Origin of the sequence: Roseobacter sp. HKCCD7870, from assembly GCF_037830315.1 — a bacterium.
Lineage (GTDB): Bacteria > Pseudomonadota > Alphaproteobacteria > Rhodobacterales > Rhodobacteraceae > M30B80.
The window spans coordinates 219,433-236,408 of record NZ_JBBLYO010000001.1 but is presented as its reverse complement, the minus strand read 5'-3'; the positions used below and the strand labels follow the sequence as shown (position 1 = coordinate 236,408).

Annotated in this window: 16 protein-coding genes and 1 tRNA gene; 9 read left to right on the top strand and 8 right to left on the bottom strand. The window is 57.3% G+C overall.

The window, feature by feature from the left end:
- Positions 1-22: 22 nt before the first annotated feature.
- The gene (locus AAC637_RS01225) at positions 23-1,138 is read right to left on the bottom strand and encodes a Ppx/GppA phosphatase family protein (RefSeq protein ID WP_340303117.1); all 1,116 of its coding nucleotides are present in this window, start codon (positions 1,136-1,138) and stop codon (positions 23-25) included.
- A 367-nt stretch (positions 1,139-1,505) separates the two neighbouring features.
- On the opposite strand from AAC637_RS01225, the gene AAC637_RS01220 reads away from it, so the two are divergent.
- From AAC637_RS01220 to AAC637_RS01200, 5 genes are all read left to right on the top strand, one after another.
- The gene (locus tag AAC637_RS01220) at positions 1,506-1,808 is read left to right on the top strand and encodes a virulence factor (RefSeq protein ID WP_317654931.1); all 303 of its coding nucleotides are present in this window, start codon (positions 1,506-1,508) and stop codon (positions 1,806-1,808) included.
- Between the two features lie 29 nt (positions 1,809-1,837).
- The gene (locus tag AAC637_RS01215) at positions 1,838-2,767 is read left to right on the top strand and encodes a methylenetetrahydrofolate reductase (RefSeq protein WP_340303116.1); all 930 of its coding nucleotides are present in this window, start codon (positions 1,838-1,840) and stop codon (positions 2,765-2,767) included.
- A gap of 6 nt (positions 2,768-2,773) precedes the next feature.
- Entirely contained in the window at positions 2,774-3,850 is a 1,077-nt protein-coding gene (locus tag AAC637_RS01210; protein ID WP_340301962.1) for a methyltetrahydrofolate cobalamin methyltransferase, read from the top strand.
- A gap of 102 nt (positions 3,851-3,952) precedes the next feature.
- Positions 3,953-6,016 carry an ASKHA domain-containing protein gene (locus AAC637_RS01205; protein ID WP_340301961.1) on the top strand — a complete coding sequence of 688 codons (2,064 nt, stop codon included), beginning with the start codon at positions 3,953-3,955 and terminating at the stop codon, positions 6,014-6,016.
- 67 nt (positions 6,017-6,083) lie between these two features.
- Positions 6,084-6,157 (top strand) — tRNA-Gly (locus AAC637_RS01200).
- Positions 6,158-6,172: 15 nt separating this feature from the next.
- Here AAC637_RS01200 and bhcD read toward each other — a convergent pair.
- Genes bhcD through bhcA form a run of 4 tightly spaced genes read right to left on the bottom strand, consistent with a single transcriptional unit; the run spans position 6,173 to position 10,487 of the window.
- Positions 6,173-7,132 carry an iminosuccinate reductase BhcD gene (gene bhcD, locus AAC637_RS01195; protein WP_340301960.1) on the bottom strand — a complete coding sequence of 320 codons (960 nt, stop codon included), beginning with the start codon at positions 7,130-7,132 and terminating at the stop codon, positions 6,173-6,175.
- A gap of 12 nt (positions 7,133-7,144) precedes the next feature.
- On the bottom strand, positions 7,145-8,308 hold the full coding sequence (gene bhcC / locus AAC637_RS01190) for a 3-hydroxy-D-aspartate aldolase BhcC (RefSeq protein ID WP_340301959.1): 1,164 nt from the start codon (positions 8,306-8,308) through the stop codon (positions 7,145-7,147).
- A gap of 4 nt (positions 8,309-8,312) precedes the next feature.
- Positions 8,313-9,284 carry a beta-hydroxyaspartate dehydratase BhcB gene (bhcB, locus tag AAC637_RS01185; RefSeq protein ID WP_340301958.1) on the bottom strand — a complete coding sequence of 324 codons (972 nt, stop codon included), beginning with the start codon at positions 9,282-9,284 and terminating at the stop codon, positions 8,313-8,315.
- 12 nt (positions 9,285-9,296) lie between these two features.
- Positions 9,297-10,487 carry an L-aspartate--glyoxylate aminotransferase BhcA gene (bhcA, locus tag AAC637_RS01180; RefSeq protein ID WP_340301957.1) on the bottom strand — a complete coding sequence of 397 codons (1,191 nt, stop codon included), beginning with the start codon at positions 10,485-10,487 and terminating at the stop codon, positions 9,297-9,299.
- A 168-nt stretch (positions 10,488-10,655) separates the two neighbouring features.
- On the opposite strand from bhcA, the gene bhcR reads away from it, so the two are divergent.
- Positions 10,656-11,471: an HTH-type transcriptional regulator BhcR gene (gene bhcR / locus AAC637_RS01175; protein WP_340301956.1), complete on the top strand. Its 816-nt coding sequence runs from the start codon at positions 10,656-10,658 to the stop codon at positions 11,469-11,471.
- A 6-nt stretch (positions 11,472-11,477) separates the two neighbouring features.
- On the opposite strand, the gene AAC637_RS01170 is transcribed toward bhcR, so the two are convergent.
- Positions 11,478-12,704: a urate hydroxylase PuuD gene (locus tag AAC637_RS01170; RefSeq protein WP_340301955.1), complete on the bottom strand. Its 1,227-nt coding sequence runs from the start codon at positions 12,702-12,704 to the stop codon at positions 11,478-11,480.
- 104 nt (positions 12,705-12,808) lie between these two features.
- Here AAC637_RS01170 and AAC637_RS01165 point away from each other — a divergent pair, with 104 nt between their 5' ends.
- Complete coding sequence (locus AAC637_RS01165) at positions 12,809-13,726, top strand: LysR family transcriptional regulator (RefSeq protein ID WP_340301954.1); 918 nt, start codon at positions 12,809-12,811, stop codon at positions 13,724-13,726.
- Here the strand turns inward: AAC637_RS01165 and uraH are convergent.
- Positions 13,723-14,076, bottom strand: a complete 354-nt coding sequence (uraH, locus tag AAC637_RS01160; RefSeq protein ID WP_340256093.1) for a hydroxyisourate hydrolase — start codon at positions 14,074-14,076, stop codon at positions 13,723-13,725. The genes AAC637_RS01165 and uraH overlap by 4 nt on opposite strands.
- Before the next feature lie 175 nt (positions 14,077-14,251).
- Between uraH and puuE the strand changes: the two genes are divergently transcribed.
- A complete protein-coding gene (puuE, locus tag AAC637_RS01155; protein ID WP_340301953.1) occupies positions 14,252-15,664 on the top strand; it encodes an allantoinase PuuE in 1,413 nt (470 codons plus the stop codon).
- Positions 15,661-16,143, top strand: a complete 483-nt coding sequence (locus AAC637_RS01150) for an ureidoglycolate lyase (protein WP_340301952.1) — start codon at positions 15,661-15,663, stop codon at positions 16,141-16,143. Before puuE ends, AAC637_RS01150 begins: the two co-directional genes overlap by 4 nt.
- Here the strand turns inward: AAC637_RS01150 and AAC637_RS01145 are convergent.
- Positions 16,138-16,953, bottom strand: a complete 816-nt coding sequence (locus tag AAC637_RS01145) for a bifunctional allantoicase/(S)-ureidoglycine aminohydrolase (RefSeq protein ID WP_340301951.1) — start codon at positions 16,951-16,953, stop codon at positions 16,138-16,140. The genes AAC637_RS01150 and AAC637_RS01145 overlap by 6 nt on opposite strands.
- Positions 16,954-16,976 lie beyond the last annotated feature (23 nt).

The window sequence follows — 16,976 nt, the reverse complement described above, 5'->3', positions numbered from 1 at the left end:
GCTTTTTCAAGGCAGGCGGCTGTTACAGCAGCCCGTCTTCCATCACCCCATCGCGGCACATCTGCGCATAGAGCAAGCCCTCGCGCAGGCCACGATCTGCCACAGATAACCGATCCGTTGGCCATGCGCGCAACAGCGCCTGCAAAATCGCAGAGCCCGACATAATCAGACTGTGCCGATCCCGCCCGATCCGCGGGTCATTGCGCCGCCCCTCTGGCCCCAAGGCGAGATAGGTTTGGATCACAGTGTCAATCTGATCCGATGTCATTCGCAGACCATCGACCTTGTTGCGGTCATAGCGCTTGAGGCCCAAATGACTGGCCGCAACGGTTGTGACAGTGCCAGAAGTGCCGATGATCTGGAACCCTTCGCGCGCTTGATCTGCCGCATCGACATAGGGTGAGAATTTGGCAAGCTGTTCTTCGAAATACCATGACATCAGCGCAAACCGCGCCCCGTCATCTTCGACATCGTGGTAAAGGTCTTTCAGCGTTGCCACGCCCAAAGGCACAGAAATCCAATCCACGACTTTCGCGCGGGGAAAAATGGTTTCCTCATGCCCAAACCCTTGATGCAGGCGCATGATCGCGCGGGCGCGTTCCGAGGACGCAACCCGAGACAGGTCGATCCAAACCAATTCGGTTGATCCCCCCCCGATATCAACCACCAAAAGCTGTTCGGTTTTCGCTGACACCAATGGCGCGCAGGAGATCACCGCCAGTTGCGCCTCTTCTTCGGGCTTGATGATCTCCATCTGCAAGCCCGTTTCGCGCTTCACAAGGTTGAGGAACTCGCCCCGATTGGTGGCACGGCGGCAGGCCTCAGTGGCTACGATACGCATACGGCGCACTTGGTGTTGGGCCAGTTTGCGCTGACAGATTTTCAGCGCCCCAATCGCCCGCGCCATCGAGGCGCGCGACAAGCGTCCCGAGGCCTCTAGCCCCTGCCCCAGTTGCACCGATTTCGAGAAACTATCAACGATATGCAGATGCGTGCCTTTCGGCTGTGCAATCAACATTCGGCAGGAATTCGTGCCCAAATCAAGGGCGGCGTAAAGATCGGCCGGGTCTGCTTTTTCGATCTGTGCGGGGGCGGCAGGTTTGGGTTTGCTATAGAATCTGCGCTGCCCCTGCACCATATTCGGATCAAGGCCGCTTGGATCAGAAATATGCGCCACAGGCGCAGGGTTTACCCCGCCCTCTTTTGCGTCTTTCGGTCGGTTTGGGCTGCGCCGTTTGCGGGCCATTTCTGCCCCTCCTTCGTGGGCATGGTAGCGCCCCCATGAAAAAGCGACAACTGCTTTCGCGTGGCATTCGGGGGCAGTTGGGCGCTTTGGCACATGATCATCATGAAAATTTTGGGATGTTCGGCCACTCGCAATGTGCGTATGCGCGGGCTATGTGCCTCATACAAGGTCGGTTGCGCCGATTTTAGTGTCGAAATTAGTCCCATTGCGCGGGGGTTGCGCCCATATGGTGCGCCTTACGAGAAAGGAATCGCATCCAATGCCATCTGTGACCATCGTTTACTGGCGCGACATCCCTGCCCAAGTGATTGTGGGCAAAGGCCGCGCTGCAGCCAAATTGCCCCTGCCCGAACGGTTCGAGCAGGCAATTGACCGCTGCGCGATGAAGGTTGGGGCAAAAGATGACGAAGCCTATCTCGCCGAGTGGCGCCGCGTGGTAGAGGCCGAGGTCGAAGGTGACCCATCCGACATCGCGCGCGTCTATGCAGATCGTTTGGATGCCGACTATGACACCGACCGCCTCAAGCGTTTGATCGCGGGCGATGGGGTTGAGGCAGCCTGATGAGCCTTGAGCGCGTGAGGGATCAGATTATGGCCTTGTTAAACTTTAAAAAACCAAGCGCGCCAGTCGCGCCCCATTCCCCTCAGGTTGAGGCCTTTCTTCAAGGCTATTCGATTGAGGTGATGCCGCGCACCGCCGAAAAGGTGGAAGATTTCCGCGCCCTTTTGCCCGAGGGCACCCGCGTCTATATCGCCCATATTGATGGCACCGAGATTGATGACATGGTCGCGACCGCAGCGCGCCTTGCCCGTGACGCGTTCGAGGTGATGCCGCATTTCCCCGCCCGCTCGATCAAAGACAAGGCCACTCTTAGCGATTGGATCGCGCGCTATCAAGGCGAGGCGGGTGTCACCTCTGGCCTCATCTTGGCGGGCGGCATCCCACAGGCGCATGGTGAATTTGAAAGCTCGATGCAGCTGTTGGAAACGGGGCTGTTTGATCAGGCAGGGTTCAAACGCTTGCATGTGGCAGGCCACCCCGAAGGCAACCGCGACATCGACCCAGATGGCAGCGATGCCAATGTGATGGAGGCTTTGCGTTGGAAACAGGCCTTTAGCGCGCGCACAGATGCAAAAATGGCCCTTGCCACGCAGTTCTGCTTTGAAGCCAAGCCCGTGATTGCATGGGTGAATGCCTTGCAGGCCGCGGGGATTGAGCTGCCCGTCCATATCGGTATCGCAGGCCCCGCCAAGCTACAAACCTTGATCAAATTCGCCATTGCCTGCGGCGTTGGCCCATCTCTGTCGGTTTTGCAAAAACGCGCGAAGGATGTCTCGAAACTTCTTTTGCCCTTTGAGCCTGACGAGATCATTGCAGAACTCGCCGCGCATAAGGCCGCAAATCCTGATTTCGGAATTGAATCCGTCCATTTCTTCCCGCTTGGCGGGATCAAGACAAATGCCCAATGGGCCATCGACCATGGCGGCGCATCCACGCGTCCAGCCGTTGAAGGAGTATAAGCCAGCATGACCCGCACCATCATTGAATCCCAAACCAAAACCACCGTGATCGGTTTTGACGAACCGTTTTGCGTGATTGGCGAACGGATCAACCCCACAGGGCGCAAAATCTTGAACGAGGAGCTAGAACGCGGTGACTTCTCACGCGTGCAAGCGGATGCCATTGCACAGGTGGCGGCGGGTGCGACCGTGTTGGACATCAACTCTGGCGCGGTGTTCTCGAACAAAATGGCCAAAGACCCCCGCTATGCCGACAATAACTTTGTTGAGCCTGCCTTGATGAAGGCCTTGGTCGAATGCGTGCAGGAAGTGACCGATTGCCCCTTGTGCATCGACAGCTCGGTTCCGGGTGCGTTGGAAAATGGTCTGGCTGCTGCCAAGGGTCGCCCGCTTTTGAACTCGGTCACAGGCGAAGAAGAACGCCTTGAGATGGTTTTGCCCTTGGTCAAGAAATACAATGTGCCCGTTGTTGCGATTTCAAACGATGACACAGGCATTTCCGAAGACCCCGAAGTGCGCTTTGCCGTTGCCAAGAAGATTGTAGAACGCGCGGCTGATTATGGCATTCCCGCCCATGATATCGTGGTTGACCCATTGGTCATGCCCATTGGCGCAATGGCCACAGCGGGCCATCAGGTCTTTACCCTTGTGCGCCGCTTGCGCGAGGAATTGGGCGTGAACACCACCTGCGGCGCATCCAATATCAGCTTTGGCTTGCCCAACCGCCACGGCGTGAATAACGCGTTTTTGCCCATGGCCTATGCAGCGGGCATGACCAGTGCGATCATGAACCCAGTCGCCCTGCCCGTTGGCCCCAAGGCGATTGCCGAAAAGAAAGCCGCGATTGAAGCTGCAGGAATTATCCTGCCCGCAGATCTGGACGATGAAACCTTCGTCAAATTGTTCGGCATGGGCTCGACCAAGCCGCGCGCGGGCAAGGAGATGGAGGCGATCCGCGCTGCCAACCTGCTGCTTAACCAAGATGACGGCGGGGCTGCTTGGATCAATTTCAACAAAGATCCAGATGCCGCCGTGCAAGGGGGCCGCGCCAACCGCCGCGCAGGGGGTCGCCGCCGCGGCTAAGGCACCATTTTTTGAAAATCGCGGGCCAGAGCATATTTAACCTTATGCTCTGGCTTTTCCGCCAATAAAAGCAATGAAAGACCAAAAACAGGATCCTTCCCGATGGGCAGCGCAAGCACAGATGACAAAGACCCTTTGGTGATTTTTACCCCTTCTGGCAAACGCGGTCGCTTTGCCAAAGGCACGCCCGTGCTGCAGGCGGCGCGCGCGCTTGGGGTGGATTTGGATAGTGTCTGTGGCGGGCGCGGCATCTGTTCAAAATGCCAGATCACCCCCAGTTTTGGTGAATTTGCCAAACATGGCGTCACAGTGCGCGACGATGCCCTTTCCGAATGGAACGAGGTTGAAGCCCGCTATGACCGCGTGAAAGGTCTGATTTCAGGCCGCCGTTTGGGCTGTCAAGCCAAGGTATTCGGCGATGTTGTGATTGATGTGCCTGAAACCAGTCAGGTGCACCGTCAGGTCGTGCGAAAAGAGGCCTCAACCAAGCCTATTACCATGGACCCTGCCACGCGTATTGTCATGGTCGAGGTGACCGAGCCTGATATGCATGAACCCTCGGGCGATTTTGAACGTTTGAAAGATGCCCTCGCACAACAATGGGATGTGCATCAGGTCAGCGCCGCCCTGCCCGTTTTGGCCAAGCTGCAAACCGTTTTGCGCAAGGGCAAATGGCAAATTTCAGTTGCCCTCTTTCAACCCGATGAGGGCGGCGTGGCGCAAATTCTTGAGATTTGGCCAAATCTTCATGAGGGCGGAATTTACGGCCTTGCGATTGATCTTGGCTCGACCACAATCGCGGCGCATCTGTGCGATTTGACCACGGGCGCGGTGATGGGCTCTGCGGGGATCATGAACCCACAAATCCGTTTTGGTGAGGATCTGATGAGCCGCGTCTCCTACGCCATGATGCGAGAAGGCGGTGCCACTGAGATGACCCGCGCGGTGCGCGAGGCCATTAACACATTAGCGGGGCAAATTGCCGAGGATGCGGGCATTGACCCCAAGCTGATCTTGGAAACCGTATTCGTCTGCAACCCTGTGATGCACCATTTGCTCTTGGGGATTGATCCTGTGGAATTGGGCCAAGCGCCCTTTGCGCTGGCAACCTCGGATGCCTTGCGTCTCAGTGCGCCTGACTTGGGGCTGTCTACATTGAACCCACAAGCGCAGATTTACCTGCTGCCCTGTATCGCGGGCCATGTGGGGGCCGATGCCGCCGCCGTGGCCCTATCTGAGGCCCCAGAACAATCTGAGGATTTGGTGCTGATCGTGGATGTCGGAACCAATGCTGAAATCCTGCTTGGGAATAGGACCAAGGTTCTCGCCTGCTCCTCGCCCACGGGGCCTGCCTTTGAGGGGGCGCAAATCTCTTCAGGGCAACGGGCCGCGCCTGGTGCGATTGAGCATATCGAAATCGACCCCGCCACCAAAGAACCGCGGTTCCGCGTCATTGGCTGTGATCTGTGGTCTGACGAGGCAGGGTTTGCCGAGGCCACTGCGCAGACAGGCATCACGGGCATTTGCGGCTCTGGCATCATCGAGGCTGTGGCGGAAATGCGCGCCGCGGGCCTGTTGGACGGGTCAGGTCTGATTGGCAGTGCCGAGCAGACAGGAACCCCGCGGTCTATCCCCACAGGGCGCACCCATGAATATCTGATCTTTGACGGCACCGCCACGGGCGGGCCACGCATCACGGTCACGCAAGGCGATATTCGCGCCATTCAATTGGCGAAATCCGCGCTTTATGCAGGCGCGCGTTTGTTGATGGATCAGATGGATGTAGACGCGGTCGACCGCGTGGTTTTGGCGGGGGCCTTCGGCGCACATATCAGCCCAAAACACGCTATGATTTTGGGAATGATCCCCGATGCCCCGCTTGAGAAAGTCACAAGCGCAGGCAATGCCGCAGGCCATGGCGCGCGCATTGCGCTGTGCAACCGTGCAGCGCGCAAGCGCATTGAGGGGGGCGTGCGCGCCATCCAAAAAGTTGAAACCGCGATTGAGCCAAGGTTTCAGGAACATTTCGTGGCCGCAAACGCGATCCCGCATAAAACCGCCTCCATGCCCAATCTGGCCACTGTGGTCAGCCTGCCCGATGTGAATTTTGGCGCCTCTGGCGGTGTGGGCAATGATGACGGGCGGCGGCGCAGACGGCGGGGCTGACCGAAAAAAAGGCAGAGGTTGACGAAACCCCTGCCTTATCGTATCGACTGGCGCATCAAGGCCATGCGCGGGTATGGTGAAATGGTATCACACGAGCTTCCCAAGCTCTTGGCGCGGGTTCGATTCCCGCTACCCGCTCCAGCCTTATGTCTTTCCCTAAAACACGACCTCTGCCCCAAGACCATGCGCGCGGGCACGGCTGAGGGCAGTTTGGGCTACGGCCAAATCCTGAAGCCCGACACCCGTGCCATCGAAAATTGTGATCTGATCGGGCGAGACACGGCCCTTGGCCGCCCCTGTGACCACCGCCCCCAAGGGGGTGATATCCTGGCGCCCAATCAAGCCTTGCGCCACGGCGTGTTGCGCCTCGCCGATGGTGACAGATTGTGCCACCTCATCGGTAAAGACCGCAGCGCGCGCAAAGAGTGTAGGATCAATCTCCTGCTTGCCGATTGTATCGGTTCCCATCGCAGAGATGTGGCAGCCCGCACTAACATGATCCGCAAGCAGGCTTGCGGCATTGGATGAGGTGATGGTGATGATCACATCGGCCTCCTGCATCGCGGCCAGATCAACGGGGGTAAACTCAACCCCCGCTTCGGCACAGACCTCCGCCAAGCGGGAAAGGCGGTCAGGATTGCGGTTCCATCCCAAAACGCGGGTGAATTTGCGCACCCGCAAGGCCGCGCGCAATTGAAACGCCGACTGATGCCCCGCGCCCACCATGCCCAAGACTTGGGCATCGGGACGCGCCAATTGATCAATCGACAGGGCCGATGCGGCGGCTGTGCGTAAGGCCGTCAACAGGTTCCCCCCCACCATCGCGGTGGGGCGGCCTGTTTCAGGATCAAATAACAGCACGCAGGATTGATGATTGATCAAACCGCGCGCGGCATTTCCGGGGAAGTACCCGCCCGATTTCACCCCCATCACCGCGCCTACGCGATCAAAGCCCGACTTTAACCCGTATTGACGCCCCTCGCCCAAGGCCTCGCGGATCACGGGGAAATTATAGGCATCCCCATCGGCCATCGCGGCGAAACACCCGCGCATCGCATCAAACGCATCTTCGGCACTGACAAGATCGGCAATCAAACGTTCTGGAATGATATACATCGTCCCGCCGCCTCAATAGGCCTTGCCACGGGCCGAGATGGGCCAAACCACCTCAACCTGGCCGCCCCGCACGCCGACATACCAATCATGGACATTGCAGGTGGGGTCACAGTGGCCCGGCACAAGACGCAGCTTTTCATTGATGGCCAAAACACCTTTAGGGTCGGCCACCACGCCATGTTCATCGCTGCATTTGACATATTCGACATCATCGCGCCCATAAATCACGGGCAGGCCACTATCGACTGATTGCGCCTTGAGCCCTGCATCGACAATCGCCTTATCGGCCTTGGCATGGCTCATCACCGAGGTCAGGATGAACAGGGCATTTTCCCATTCGCCGCGGTCAATGCGGTTGCCGCTTGCATCTAGAATGCGGCCATAATCCGCATCCATAAAGGCGTAAGAGCCACATTGAAGCTCGTTATAGACGCCTGATGTGCTTTCGAAATAATAGCTGCCTGTGCCGCCACCGCCCACGATATCGCAGGTGATCCCTTCTGCGGCCAATGTATCAACCGCGTCCTTGACCATGGCCACGGCAACCGCAATTTTAGCTTTACGGTCTTCATAGTGATCAAGATGCTGCATTGCGCCCTGATAGGCCTGAATGCCCGCAAATTTCAGCCCCTCGGCCGCATCAATGGCGCGGGCCAAGGCCACAACCTCGGGGGTGGTGGTGACGCCACAGCGCCCTGCCCCGCAGTCAATCTCAACCAGACATTCGATGACCGTGCCATGACGCGTGGCAGCCGCAGAAAGATCGGCGATGTTGCCCAGATCATCGACACAGCAAATCGCACGCGCGCCCAAAAGCGGGATACGGGCCAAGCGATCAATTTTTTGCGGGTCGCGCACCTGATTGCTGACCAAGACATCCCGAATACCGCCGCGGGCAAAGACCTCGGCCTCGCTCACCTTTTGGCAACAGACACCACAGGCCCCGCCAAGGCTTTCTTGCAATTTGGCCACATCGATCGATTTATGCATCTTGCCATGCACGCGGTGACGCATGCCATGGGCGGCAGCATAATCGCCCATTTTCTTGATGTTGCGCTCAAGCGCATCGAGATCAAGGATCAAGCACGGGGTCTGGATATCCGCCTCCGCCATGCCAGGCAGCGCGGGAATGTCATAGCCAACTTCCAGATTTTCAAAACTTGTATGGGTGTTCATGCTCTTAGCCTTTCATCCATGGCAAACGGTCTAAATCGACATTGCCGCCTGTAATAATCACCCCAGTGCGCTTGCCCGCAAAGAGATGTTTGTTCTTCAAAATCACCGCCAAGGGCACAGCACAGCTTGGCTCGATCACAATTTTCATGCGCGCCCAGGTCAGTTTCATCGCATCCACGATTTCATCTTCGCTTGCGGTCAGAATATCGGTGACATGGGATTTCACAAAATGCCAAGTCAGGTCTTTCAGCGGCACTTTCAATCCATCCGCGATGGTCTGGGGCGCGTCATCCGCGATGATATGGCCTGCCCGAAAACTGCGCGCGGCATCATCCGCTTGGTCTGGTTCGGCGGCATATATTTTGATTTCAGGGGCGATATTTGACAGCGTCAAACAGGTGCCAGAGATCATACCACCCCCGCCAATTGGGGCCACCACAGCGTCAAGATCGGGCACATCTTCGATCAGTTCGCGCGAACAGGTGGCTTGGCCTGCAATCACGCGCGGATCATTATAGGGATGCACAAAATTGCCGCCTGTTTTGGCCTGCACGTTGGCAAAGACCGCCTCGCGCGAGGTTGTCGAAGGTTCACATTCCGTGATGATCCCGCCATAGCCCCGCACCGCATCTTTTTTGGCCTGCGGCGCGCTATGCGGCATCACCACATGGCACGGGATGCCCCGCCGCCCTGCAGCGTAGGACAAAGACAAGGCGTGATTGCCGCTCGAATGGGTGCAAACGCCGCGCGCGGCCTCTGCATCGGACAGGCCAAACACCGCATTACACGCACCGCGCACCTTGAAGGCGCCTGCCTTCTGAAAGTTCTCACATTTAAAGAACATCTCACCCCCGACCAACTCGTTCAAGAAGCGCGAGGTCAGAATGGGCGTGCGGTGGATATGGGGCGTGATCCGTGCGTAGGCATCAAGGCTGTCTTGATAACTTGGCACGGAAATTGGGCTAAGGTCGTTCATATTTTTACCCTTTCATTCAGCGTCTTGGCGAAGGGCGCTCTGATCCGCGCGGAAATAATCCTGCGCAGCGGCAACCCCCGAGCCAAGTGGAATGTCCCATCCCAGATCGGCCATGCACATTTCGGCAGTGGCCAGACCAGAAAGAACCATAACATCGGACAGCATCCCCAAATGGCCGATGCGAAACACCTTGCCTGCGACATCGCCCAGACCCACACCAAAGGCCACGCCGTATTTGGTGGCGGCAAGCTGCGCGAGTTCGGTGCCGCATTTCCCCGCAGGCACCACCACCGCCGTTACTGTGTCAGAGGCCGAGGCAAGATCGGTTGCACAAATCTGCAAACCCCATGCCGCAACAGCGCGGCGCACCCCTTCGGCCAGTCGATGATGGCGCGCATAAACAGCCTCTAACCCCTCACCCTCAAGAAGTGCGATAGAGTGAGACAGGCCCGCGATCAGACCAACAGAAGGGGTGTAGGGGTATCCCCCCGCCGCGTAGGATTTCAGCATATCGCGGAAATCAAAGAAGCAACGCGGCAAGGTGGCACTATCCATTGCCGCCAAGGCCTTGGGGCTGACGCCCAAAATCGCAAGACCTGCAGGCAGCATGAAGCCTTTCTGGCTACCTGCCACCGCAATATCGACCCCCCATGCGTCAAACTCAAACGGCATAGACGCAATGGACGACACGCCATCGACAAACAGCATCGCATCATGACCTGCGGCATCAAGGGCCGCGCGTATCCCCGCAATATCGGAGCGCACCCCTGTCGCGGTTTCGTTATGGGTGGCAAGAACGACTTTGATCTTGCCCTGAACATCCGAACGCAATGCCGCCTCAATCTGCGCAATCGGGGCCGCCTGCCCCCATGGCACATCAATGATCTGGACGTTTAGACCGTGGCGTTGGCACATATCAATCCAGCGATGGCTGAACATGCCAAACCGCGCGGCAAGGACAGTGTCAGCCGCACTCAATGTATTGGTGATGGCCGCCTCCCACCCGCCTGTGCCTGTCGAGGGCAGCAAGATCACTTCGCCCTCGGTCATCTTCAACACGCGGCGCACCCCCGCCACGGCAGGCTTGAAAATCGCGCCAAAGGCGGGACTGCGGTGGTCAAGCGTGGGCATATCACAGGCTTTGCGAACGCTATCTGGGATATTGGTTGGCCCAGGAATGAAAACTGGATTTTGAAACGACATTTCGTGCGGCCCTCCCTTCAAAGGTTGGATGCAGATTAGCAGGGGGGCTTTACAGCTCGCAATTTTTTCGAAATAATTTTTTAATAGATGAAAAAATACTTTTTCATCATAAAATTCAAAGCGTTGCAGTTTTTCAATTCTCTCTTTTTAGATGAAAGGGCCGCAAATATGACATTAACCACGCGTCAACGGGGCCGTCCGAAGGCCTTTCGTGACAAGACCGAACAAAACACGGTGCAGGCCCTAGATCGCGCGCTAGCGGTGATGGAGGTGGTGGCACAAAAACCTGGTTTGCGGCTTTCTGAACTGGCCGAGGAAACAGGTCAGGCCACCGCAACGCTCTATCGTGCGCTGACCACATTGCAGACGCGCGGGATGGTCGAATGCGATGAGATGCAGCAGGTCTGGCATATCGGCGCAGGCGCCTTTCAAATCGGGTCTGCTTTTTTGCGCCGCACCAATGTTGTGGAACGATCCCGCGCAGGCATGACGCGGCTGATGCGCGAAACGGGCGAGACTGCAAATTTGGGTGTCGAAATGCAGGATGAGGTTTTATTCCTGACCCAAGTCGAAACCCACGAGGCGATCCGCGCCTTTTTTCCACCCGGAACCCGCGCGCCAATGCATGTCTCTGGAATTGGCAAGGCGCTATTGGCATGGCTTCCGCCCGCCCATGTGCAGTCAATCATCCTCAAACGGGGCTTGTCGGCCTTTACCCCGCATAGCCTAACAGATGAGGCAGCCTTGCGCGCCGATCTTGATCAGGCCCGCGCGCGCGGATTTGCCATTGATGACCAAGAGCGCGCCGAGGGAATGCGCTGCATTGCAGCCCCGATCTTCAATGTGCATGGCGAACCTGTGGCGGGCATCTCAATCTCTGGCCCCGCATTTCGACTGTCCCTGACCCGTTCAATGGATTTTGGCAGCATGGTGCGCGAAGCGGCCGATCAGGTCACCGCCGCCATTGGGGGGCGCTGCCCCTAAAGCGCCCTAGCGCGCGGCTTGCACCCATGCCACGATGGCGCGGCGCGCCTCCTCATCCATTGCAAACGCATTTGGGGGCGGCATCGCATGGGAAACGCCCGCCTGTGTATAAATCTGGCTGGCATGACGGGCCACATCCGCCTCGGTTTCGAGATAGACATTTTTCGGCGCCCAACGGATATCATCCCATGCGGGTTGGCGGGCATGGCACATCGAGCAATTGCCGATCACGGCATAATAGGCCTCTTCAAACCCGTCTGCCGCGACCATCTCGGCCTCATAGGGCGTCAAGGCGCGGCTTGCGGCGGCCTCGTAGGTTTCCGCCATGCGCGGGATTGATAGCCAAGCGATGACAATCATCAGCAAGACCGTAACCGCCCATGTCCAATGCGGCCCCTTGCCCGTGGCGTGCATCGTATTGAAATAATGGCGAATGGTCACACCCGTCAGGAAGATCAAGCTTGCAATGATCCACGAATATTCGGTCGCAAAGGCGAGCGGATAATGATTGGACAGCATCAGAAAAATAACGGGCAGCGTGAGGTAATTGTTATGGGTCGAGCGCAGCTTGGCGATCTTGCCATATTTCGCATCAGGCGTGCGCCCCGCCTTGAGATCTGCCACCACAATGCGTTGGTTTGGCATGATCTGGAAAAACACATTCCCCGTCATAATGGTCGCGGTAAAGGCCCCCAAATGCAGCAGCGCCGCCCGCCCCGTAAAGACCTGATGATACCCCCAAGACATCACCACAAGGATTACAAACAAGATCAACATCAAGGTCGTGGGGTTCTCACCCAAAGGCGATTTGCACAATTGGTCATACAGAACCCATCCCAAGGCCAGCGAGCCGCCCGAGATCAAAATCCCCAGCCACAGCACCAGATTGGCCTTTGTCGGGTCAAGCAAGAACAACTCGCCCCCGACCCAATAGACAATCATCAACAAAGCGGCACCTGAGACCCAAGTCATATAGCTTTGCCATTTGTGCCAGATCAGATGCTCAGGCATGTTTTCAGGGGCGACCAGATATTTCTGAATGTGGTAAAAGCCGCCGCCATGCACCTGCCATTCTTCGCCATAGGCCCCTTTGGGCATATTCGGCACAGGCCGCAGCCCCAAATCCAAGGCAATGAAAAACAAGGATGCGCCAATCCACGCCATCGCCGTGATGACATGCAGCCACCTGACGGAAAACGCGATCCAATCCCAAATGATGGCCAGATCATACATACCGGCATCTCCCTGTTGTTATTTGTATTTCCTGCATACTAGGCGGCTGAGGTTTATTCTGCTATTACGAGCAAACGCCAAGCAGTATCAAAAAAAGCAAAACAATGTCCTATATTGATAATATCCGAACCTTTGTCCGTGTCTACGAGCTTGGGTCGATGTCGGCGGCAGGGCGCGATTTGCGCATCTCACCTGCCGTGACATCTTCGCGGATTTCACAACTTGAGGAACATTTGGGCGTGCGTCTGTTTCAGCGCACAACCCGCAACCTCACCCCCACCGAGCAGGGCCAAGCCTTTTATCGCGGGGCAACGCGGATTTTGGAGTCGGTCGAGGACGCCGAAGCGCAGATCGTCAACATCACAGAGAACCTCAAAGGCAGTCTCTATGTGGCCGCACCTTTGGGGGTGGGTCGGCGCTTGATCGCGCCCCATGTGCCAGATTTCATTGCGCAATACCCTGAAATTCACGTGCGTCTGCGCCTGTCAGATCGCAAAATTGATCTGACCACCGAAGGGCTTGATCTGGCGTTTTTCCTTGGGGAACCTGAGGATAGCAATCTGCGCATCCGCAAGATTGCGGATGTCGCGCGGGTGCTGTGTGCAGCGCCTGCCTATATCGCCGCGCGGGGCATGCCCAAATCAGGGGCTGATCTCGTGACCGAGCGGCATGAATGCCTCAACCTGCGCTTTCCAGGGGCCAAGGAATTTCAATGGCGGTTGCAAACCAAAGCGGGGTTTGAGCGGTTCCGCGTGGCAGGGCGATACGAATCCGATGACGGCGATGTCCTGACAGACTGGGCTTTGGCGGGGCATGGGATTGTGATGAAACCCATCTTTGAGGTGGCCGAGCATCTCAGCTCAGGCGCGCTTGTGCCTGTGGCCAGCGAAACCCCGCCCGCCCCTATTCAAATGGCCTGTTTGTTCACCCATCGGCGCAGACAAGACCCCAAAACGCGGCTTTTCATGGAATTCATGATCGACCGCGTGGGGGATGTGATCCGCAACAGCGCGCGCGATTAACTGCCTCGATAGGTGGAATAGCCAAAAGGCGACAGCAAAAGCGGCACGTGGTAATGGGTGTCTTCTGACATGCCAAAGCGGATCGGGATCATATCCAAGAAACGGGGGCTTTCTTTTGGCACGCCTTGCGCGTCAAGATAGGCGCCTGCGTGAAAGCAGAGCTCATAAACCCCGCGCGCAAATTCCGCGCTTGGCAAAATCTGCGCATCGGTGCGCCCGTCTGCGTTGGTTTCAACAGTTTTGATCAACTCCGCCCCAGCATCGCTGATGCGATAAAGATCAATTGTCATGCCTGCCGCAGGGCGGCCCGTTGCCGTATCCAAAACATGGGTGGTCAAATATCCCGCCATGGCGCGCGTCCTTTTGCCTGTAAATGAACCCTAGAAAATCTCAGAACTTGCGCCCATGATAGGCGAGATTATGCGCCTGATACAGTGCAGAGCGGTCAAAAGAGTGCTTATAGATTTTTTTTAAAATCATCTGTGATTATCTGCATTATGCCATAGAAAAACAAACGAGGCTGATATGACACGCTACCCCCGAGATTTACGCGGCCACGGGCCAGACGCGCCCCATGCCGCTTGGCCAAATGGCGCGAAAATCGCTGTGCAGATCGTGCTGAATTACGAGGAAGGTGGCGAAAACAATATCCTGCACGGCGATGCCGCATCCGAGGCCTTTTTATCCGAGATCACAGGCGCTCAACCATGGGTTGGGATGCGTCATTGGAATATGGAGTCGATCTACGAATATGGCGCGCGTGCAGGGTTTTGGCGGCTTTATTCCATGATGTCCGACCTGCCCTTGACAGTTTATGGTGTGGCCACGGCCCTTGCTCGCAGCCCCGAACAGGTGGCGGCAATGAAACAGGCGCGTTGGGAAATTGCCAGCCATGGCCTGAAATGGGTGGAACACAAAGATATGCCCCCCGAAGAGGAGCGCGCGCAAATCCGCGAGGCCATCCGCCTGCATACTGAGGTCACAGGAACCCCGCCACGCGGGTGGTATACGGGACGCTGTTCCATGAACACTGTGGCTCTTGCCGCGCAAGAGGGGGATCTGGCCTATATCGCAGACAGCTATGCCGATGACCTGCCCTATTGGGTCAAGGCGGGTGGCAAGGATCAGTTGATCGTGCCCTATACGATGGATTGCAACGATATGCGCTTTGCCATCCAAGCAGGCTTTACCGAAGGCGCGCAGTTCGAGCGCAGCTTGATCGACACCTTTGATCAGCTTTACGCCGAAGGGGTGGCAGGCGCGCCCAAGATGATGTCGATCGGCCTGCATTGCCGCCTTGCAGGGCGCCCTGCCCGTGCGCGGGCGCTGAAACGCGCGCTTGCGCATTTCAAGGCGCATGAGGGCGTTTGGTTCGCCACCCGCGCGGAGATTGCCGATCATTGGGCCGCGACCCACCCCGTGACCGCGCGCATGACCCCCTCGCAAATGACACGGGAGGAATTTGTCACCGAATTTGGCGGGATGTTTGAGCATAGCCCGTGGATTGCTGAACGCGCCTTTGAGATGGAACTTGGTGCCGCACATGATTGTGCGGCGGGGGTTCACTCCGTTCTCGCCCGCGCCTTTCGCAGCGCCAGCGCGGCGGAACGGCTTGGGGTATTGCAGGCCCACCCTGATCTGGCGGGGAAACTGGCCGCGGCCAAGCGTCTGACGGCAGACTCCACCGCCGAGCAGGCCTCAGTCGGGCTTGACAGCCTGACAGATGCAGAACGCGCGGAATTCACCGCCTTGAATGACCGCTATACCCAAGCCTTCGGATTTCCCTTTATCATCGCTGTCCGCGACAACACCAAGGCCAGTATCTTGGAGGCATTCAAGCGCCGTGTGACGCAATCGCGCGATGTGGAATTCACCGAAGCCTGCCGTCAGGTCGAGCGTATCGCAGAATTGCGTCTGATAGATCGGTTCGCACAATGAAAATCATCATAGAACCCATGACCGCCGATGCCTTCGCCCCGTTTGGCGATCTGCTTGAGGCGAAAGGCGCGCCGGATAAGATCATCAATCAAGGCCTATGTGGCCGTTTCCACGACCGCGCGCGGATGGATTTTTCGGATGGGCGTGCAGGGATCAGTATCTTTCACGCAGAAAAGCGCGATTTGCCCTTAAAGCTTGATCTGGTCGAGCGGCACCCTGACGGATCTCAGGCCTTTGTTCCGATGAGCCACCAGCCGTTTTTGGTGGTCGTGGCAGAAGATCAAAACGGCACACCGCAGAACATCCGCGCCTTCCTGACCGAGGCAGGGCAAGCGATTAATATTCATCGCGGCGTCTGGCACGGGGTGCTGACGCCGCTTTATGACCCGGGTCTTTTCGCGGTCATCGACCGCATCGGCGAAGGCCCCAATTTAGAAGAATATTGGCTGCCTGATGAAGTGATTATCGCCACCTCATAAGGGCATATGGCGGTTCACATCTTTGTAAAGCAGATAGCGGAACTTGCCCGGCCCCCCTGCATAGCAGGCTTGCGGGCAAAAGGCGCGCAGCCACATATAATCGCCCGCCTCAACCTCGACCCAATCCGTGTTAAGGCGATAGACGGCCTTGCCCTCTAGCACATAAAGACCATGCTCCATCACATGGGTTTCCAGAAACGGGATCACCGCGCCCGGTTCAAATGTCACGATGGTCACATGCATATCATGGCGCAGGTCAGCAGGGTCAACAAAGCGCGTGGTGGCCCATTTCCTTTCTGTGCCCGCCATTGGCGTGGGCGCGATATCGCGCTCGTTCAAGATTAGAACATCAGGGTGATCAAGACCTTCAACCTCTTGATAGGCCTTTCTGATCCAATGAAACCGCACAGGTGACTGCCCGCGATTATATAATTCCCATGCGTGGGCAGGCGGCAGATAGGCGTAACCGCCCTCCTCCAACAGATGGGTTTGACCATCCACTGTCAGGCTTGCTTGGCCCTCCACCACAAAAAGAACCGCCTCGGCCTCCTCATCGGTTTCAGGGCGCGCGCTGCCACCTTCGGGCGCGACTTCCATGATGTAATGCGAAAAGGTTTCGGCAAAGCCCGACAGGGGCCGCGCAATCACCCAAAGGCGGGTTTTCTCCCAAAAGGGCAGGAAACTGGTGGTAATATCGCGCATCGTGCCGCGTGGGATCACGGCATAGGCCTCGGTAAAGACCGCGCGATCTGTCAAAAGCTGTTCCTGCGGGGGATGGCCGCCTGTGGGGGCGAAATATTTGGGGCTCATAAAGGCAACTCACATTGAAAACT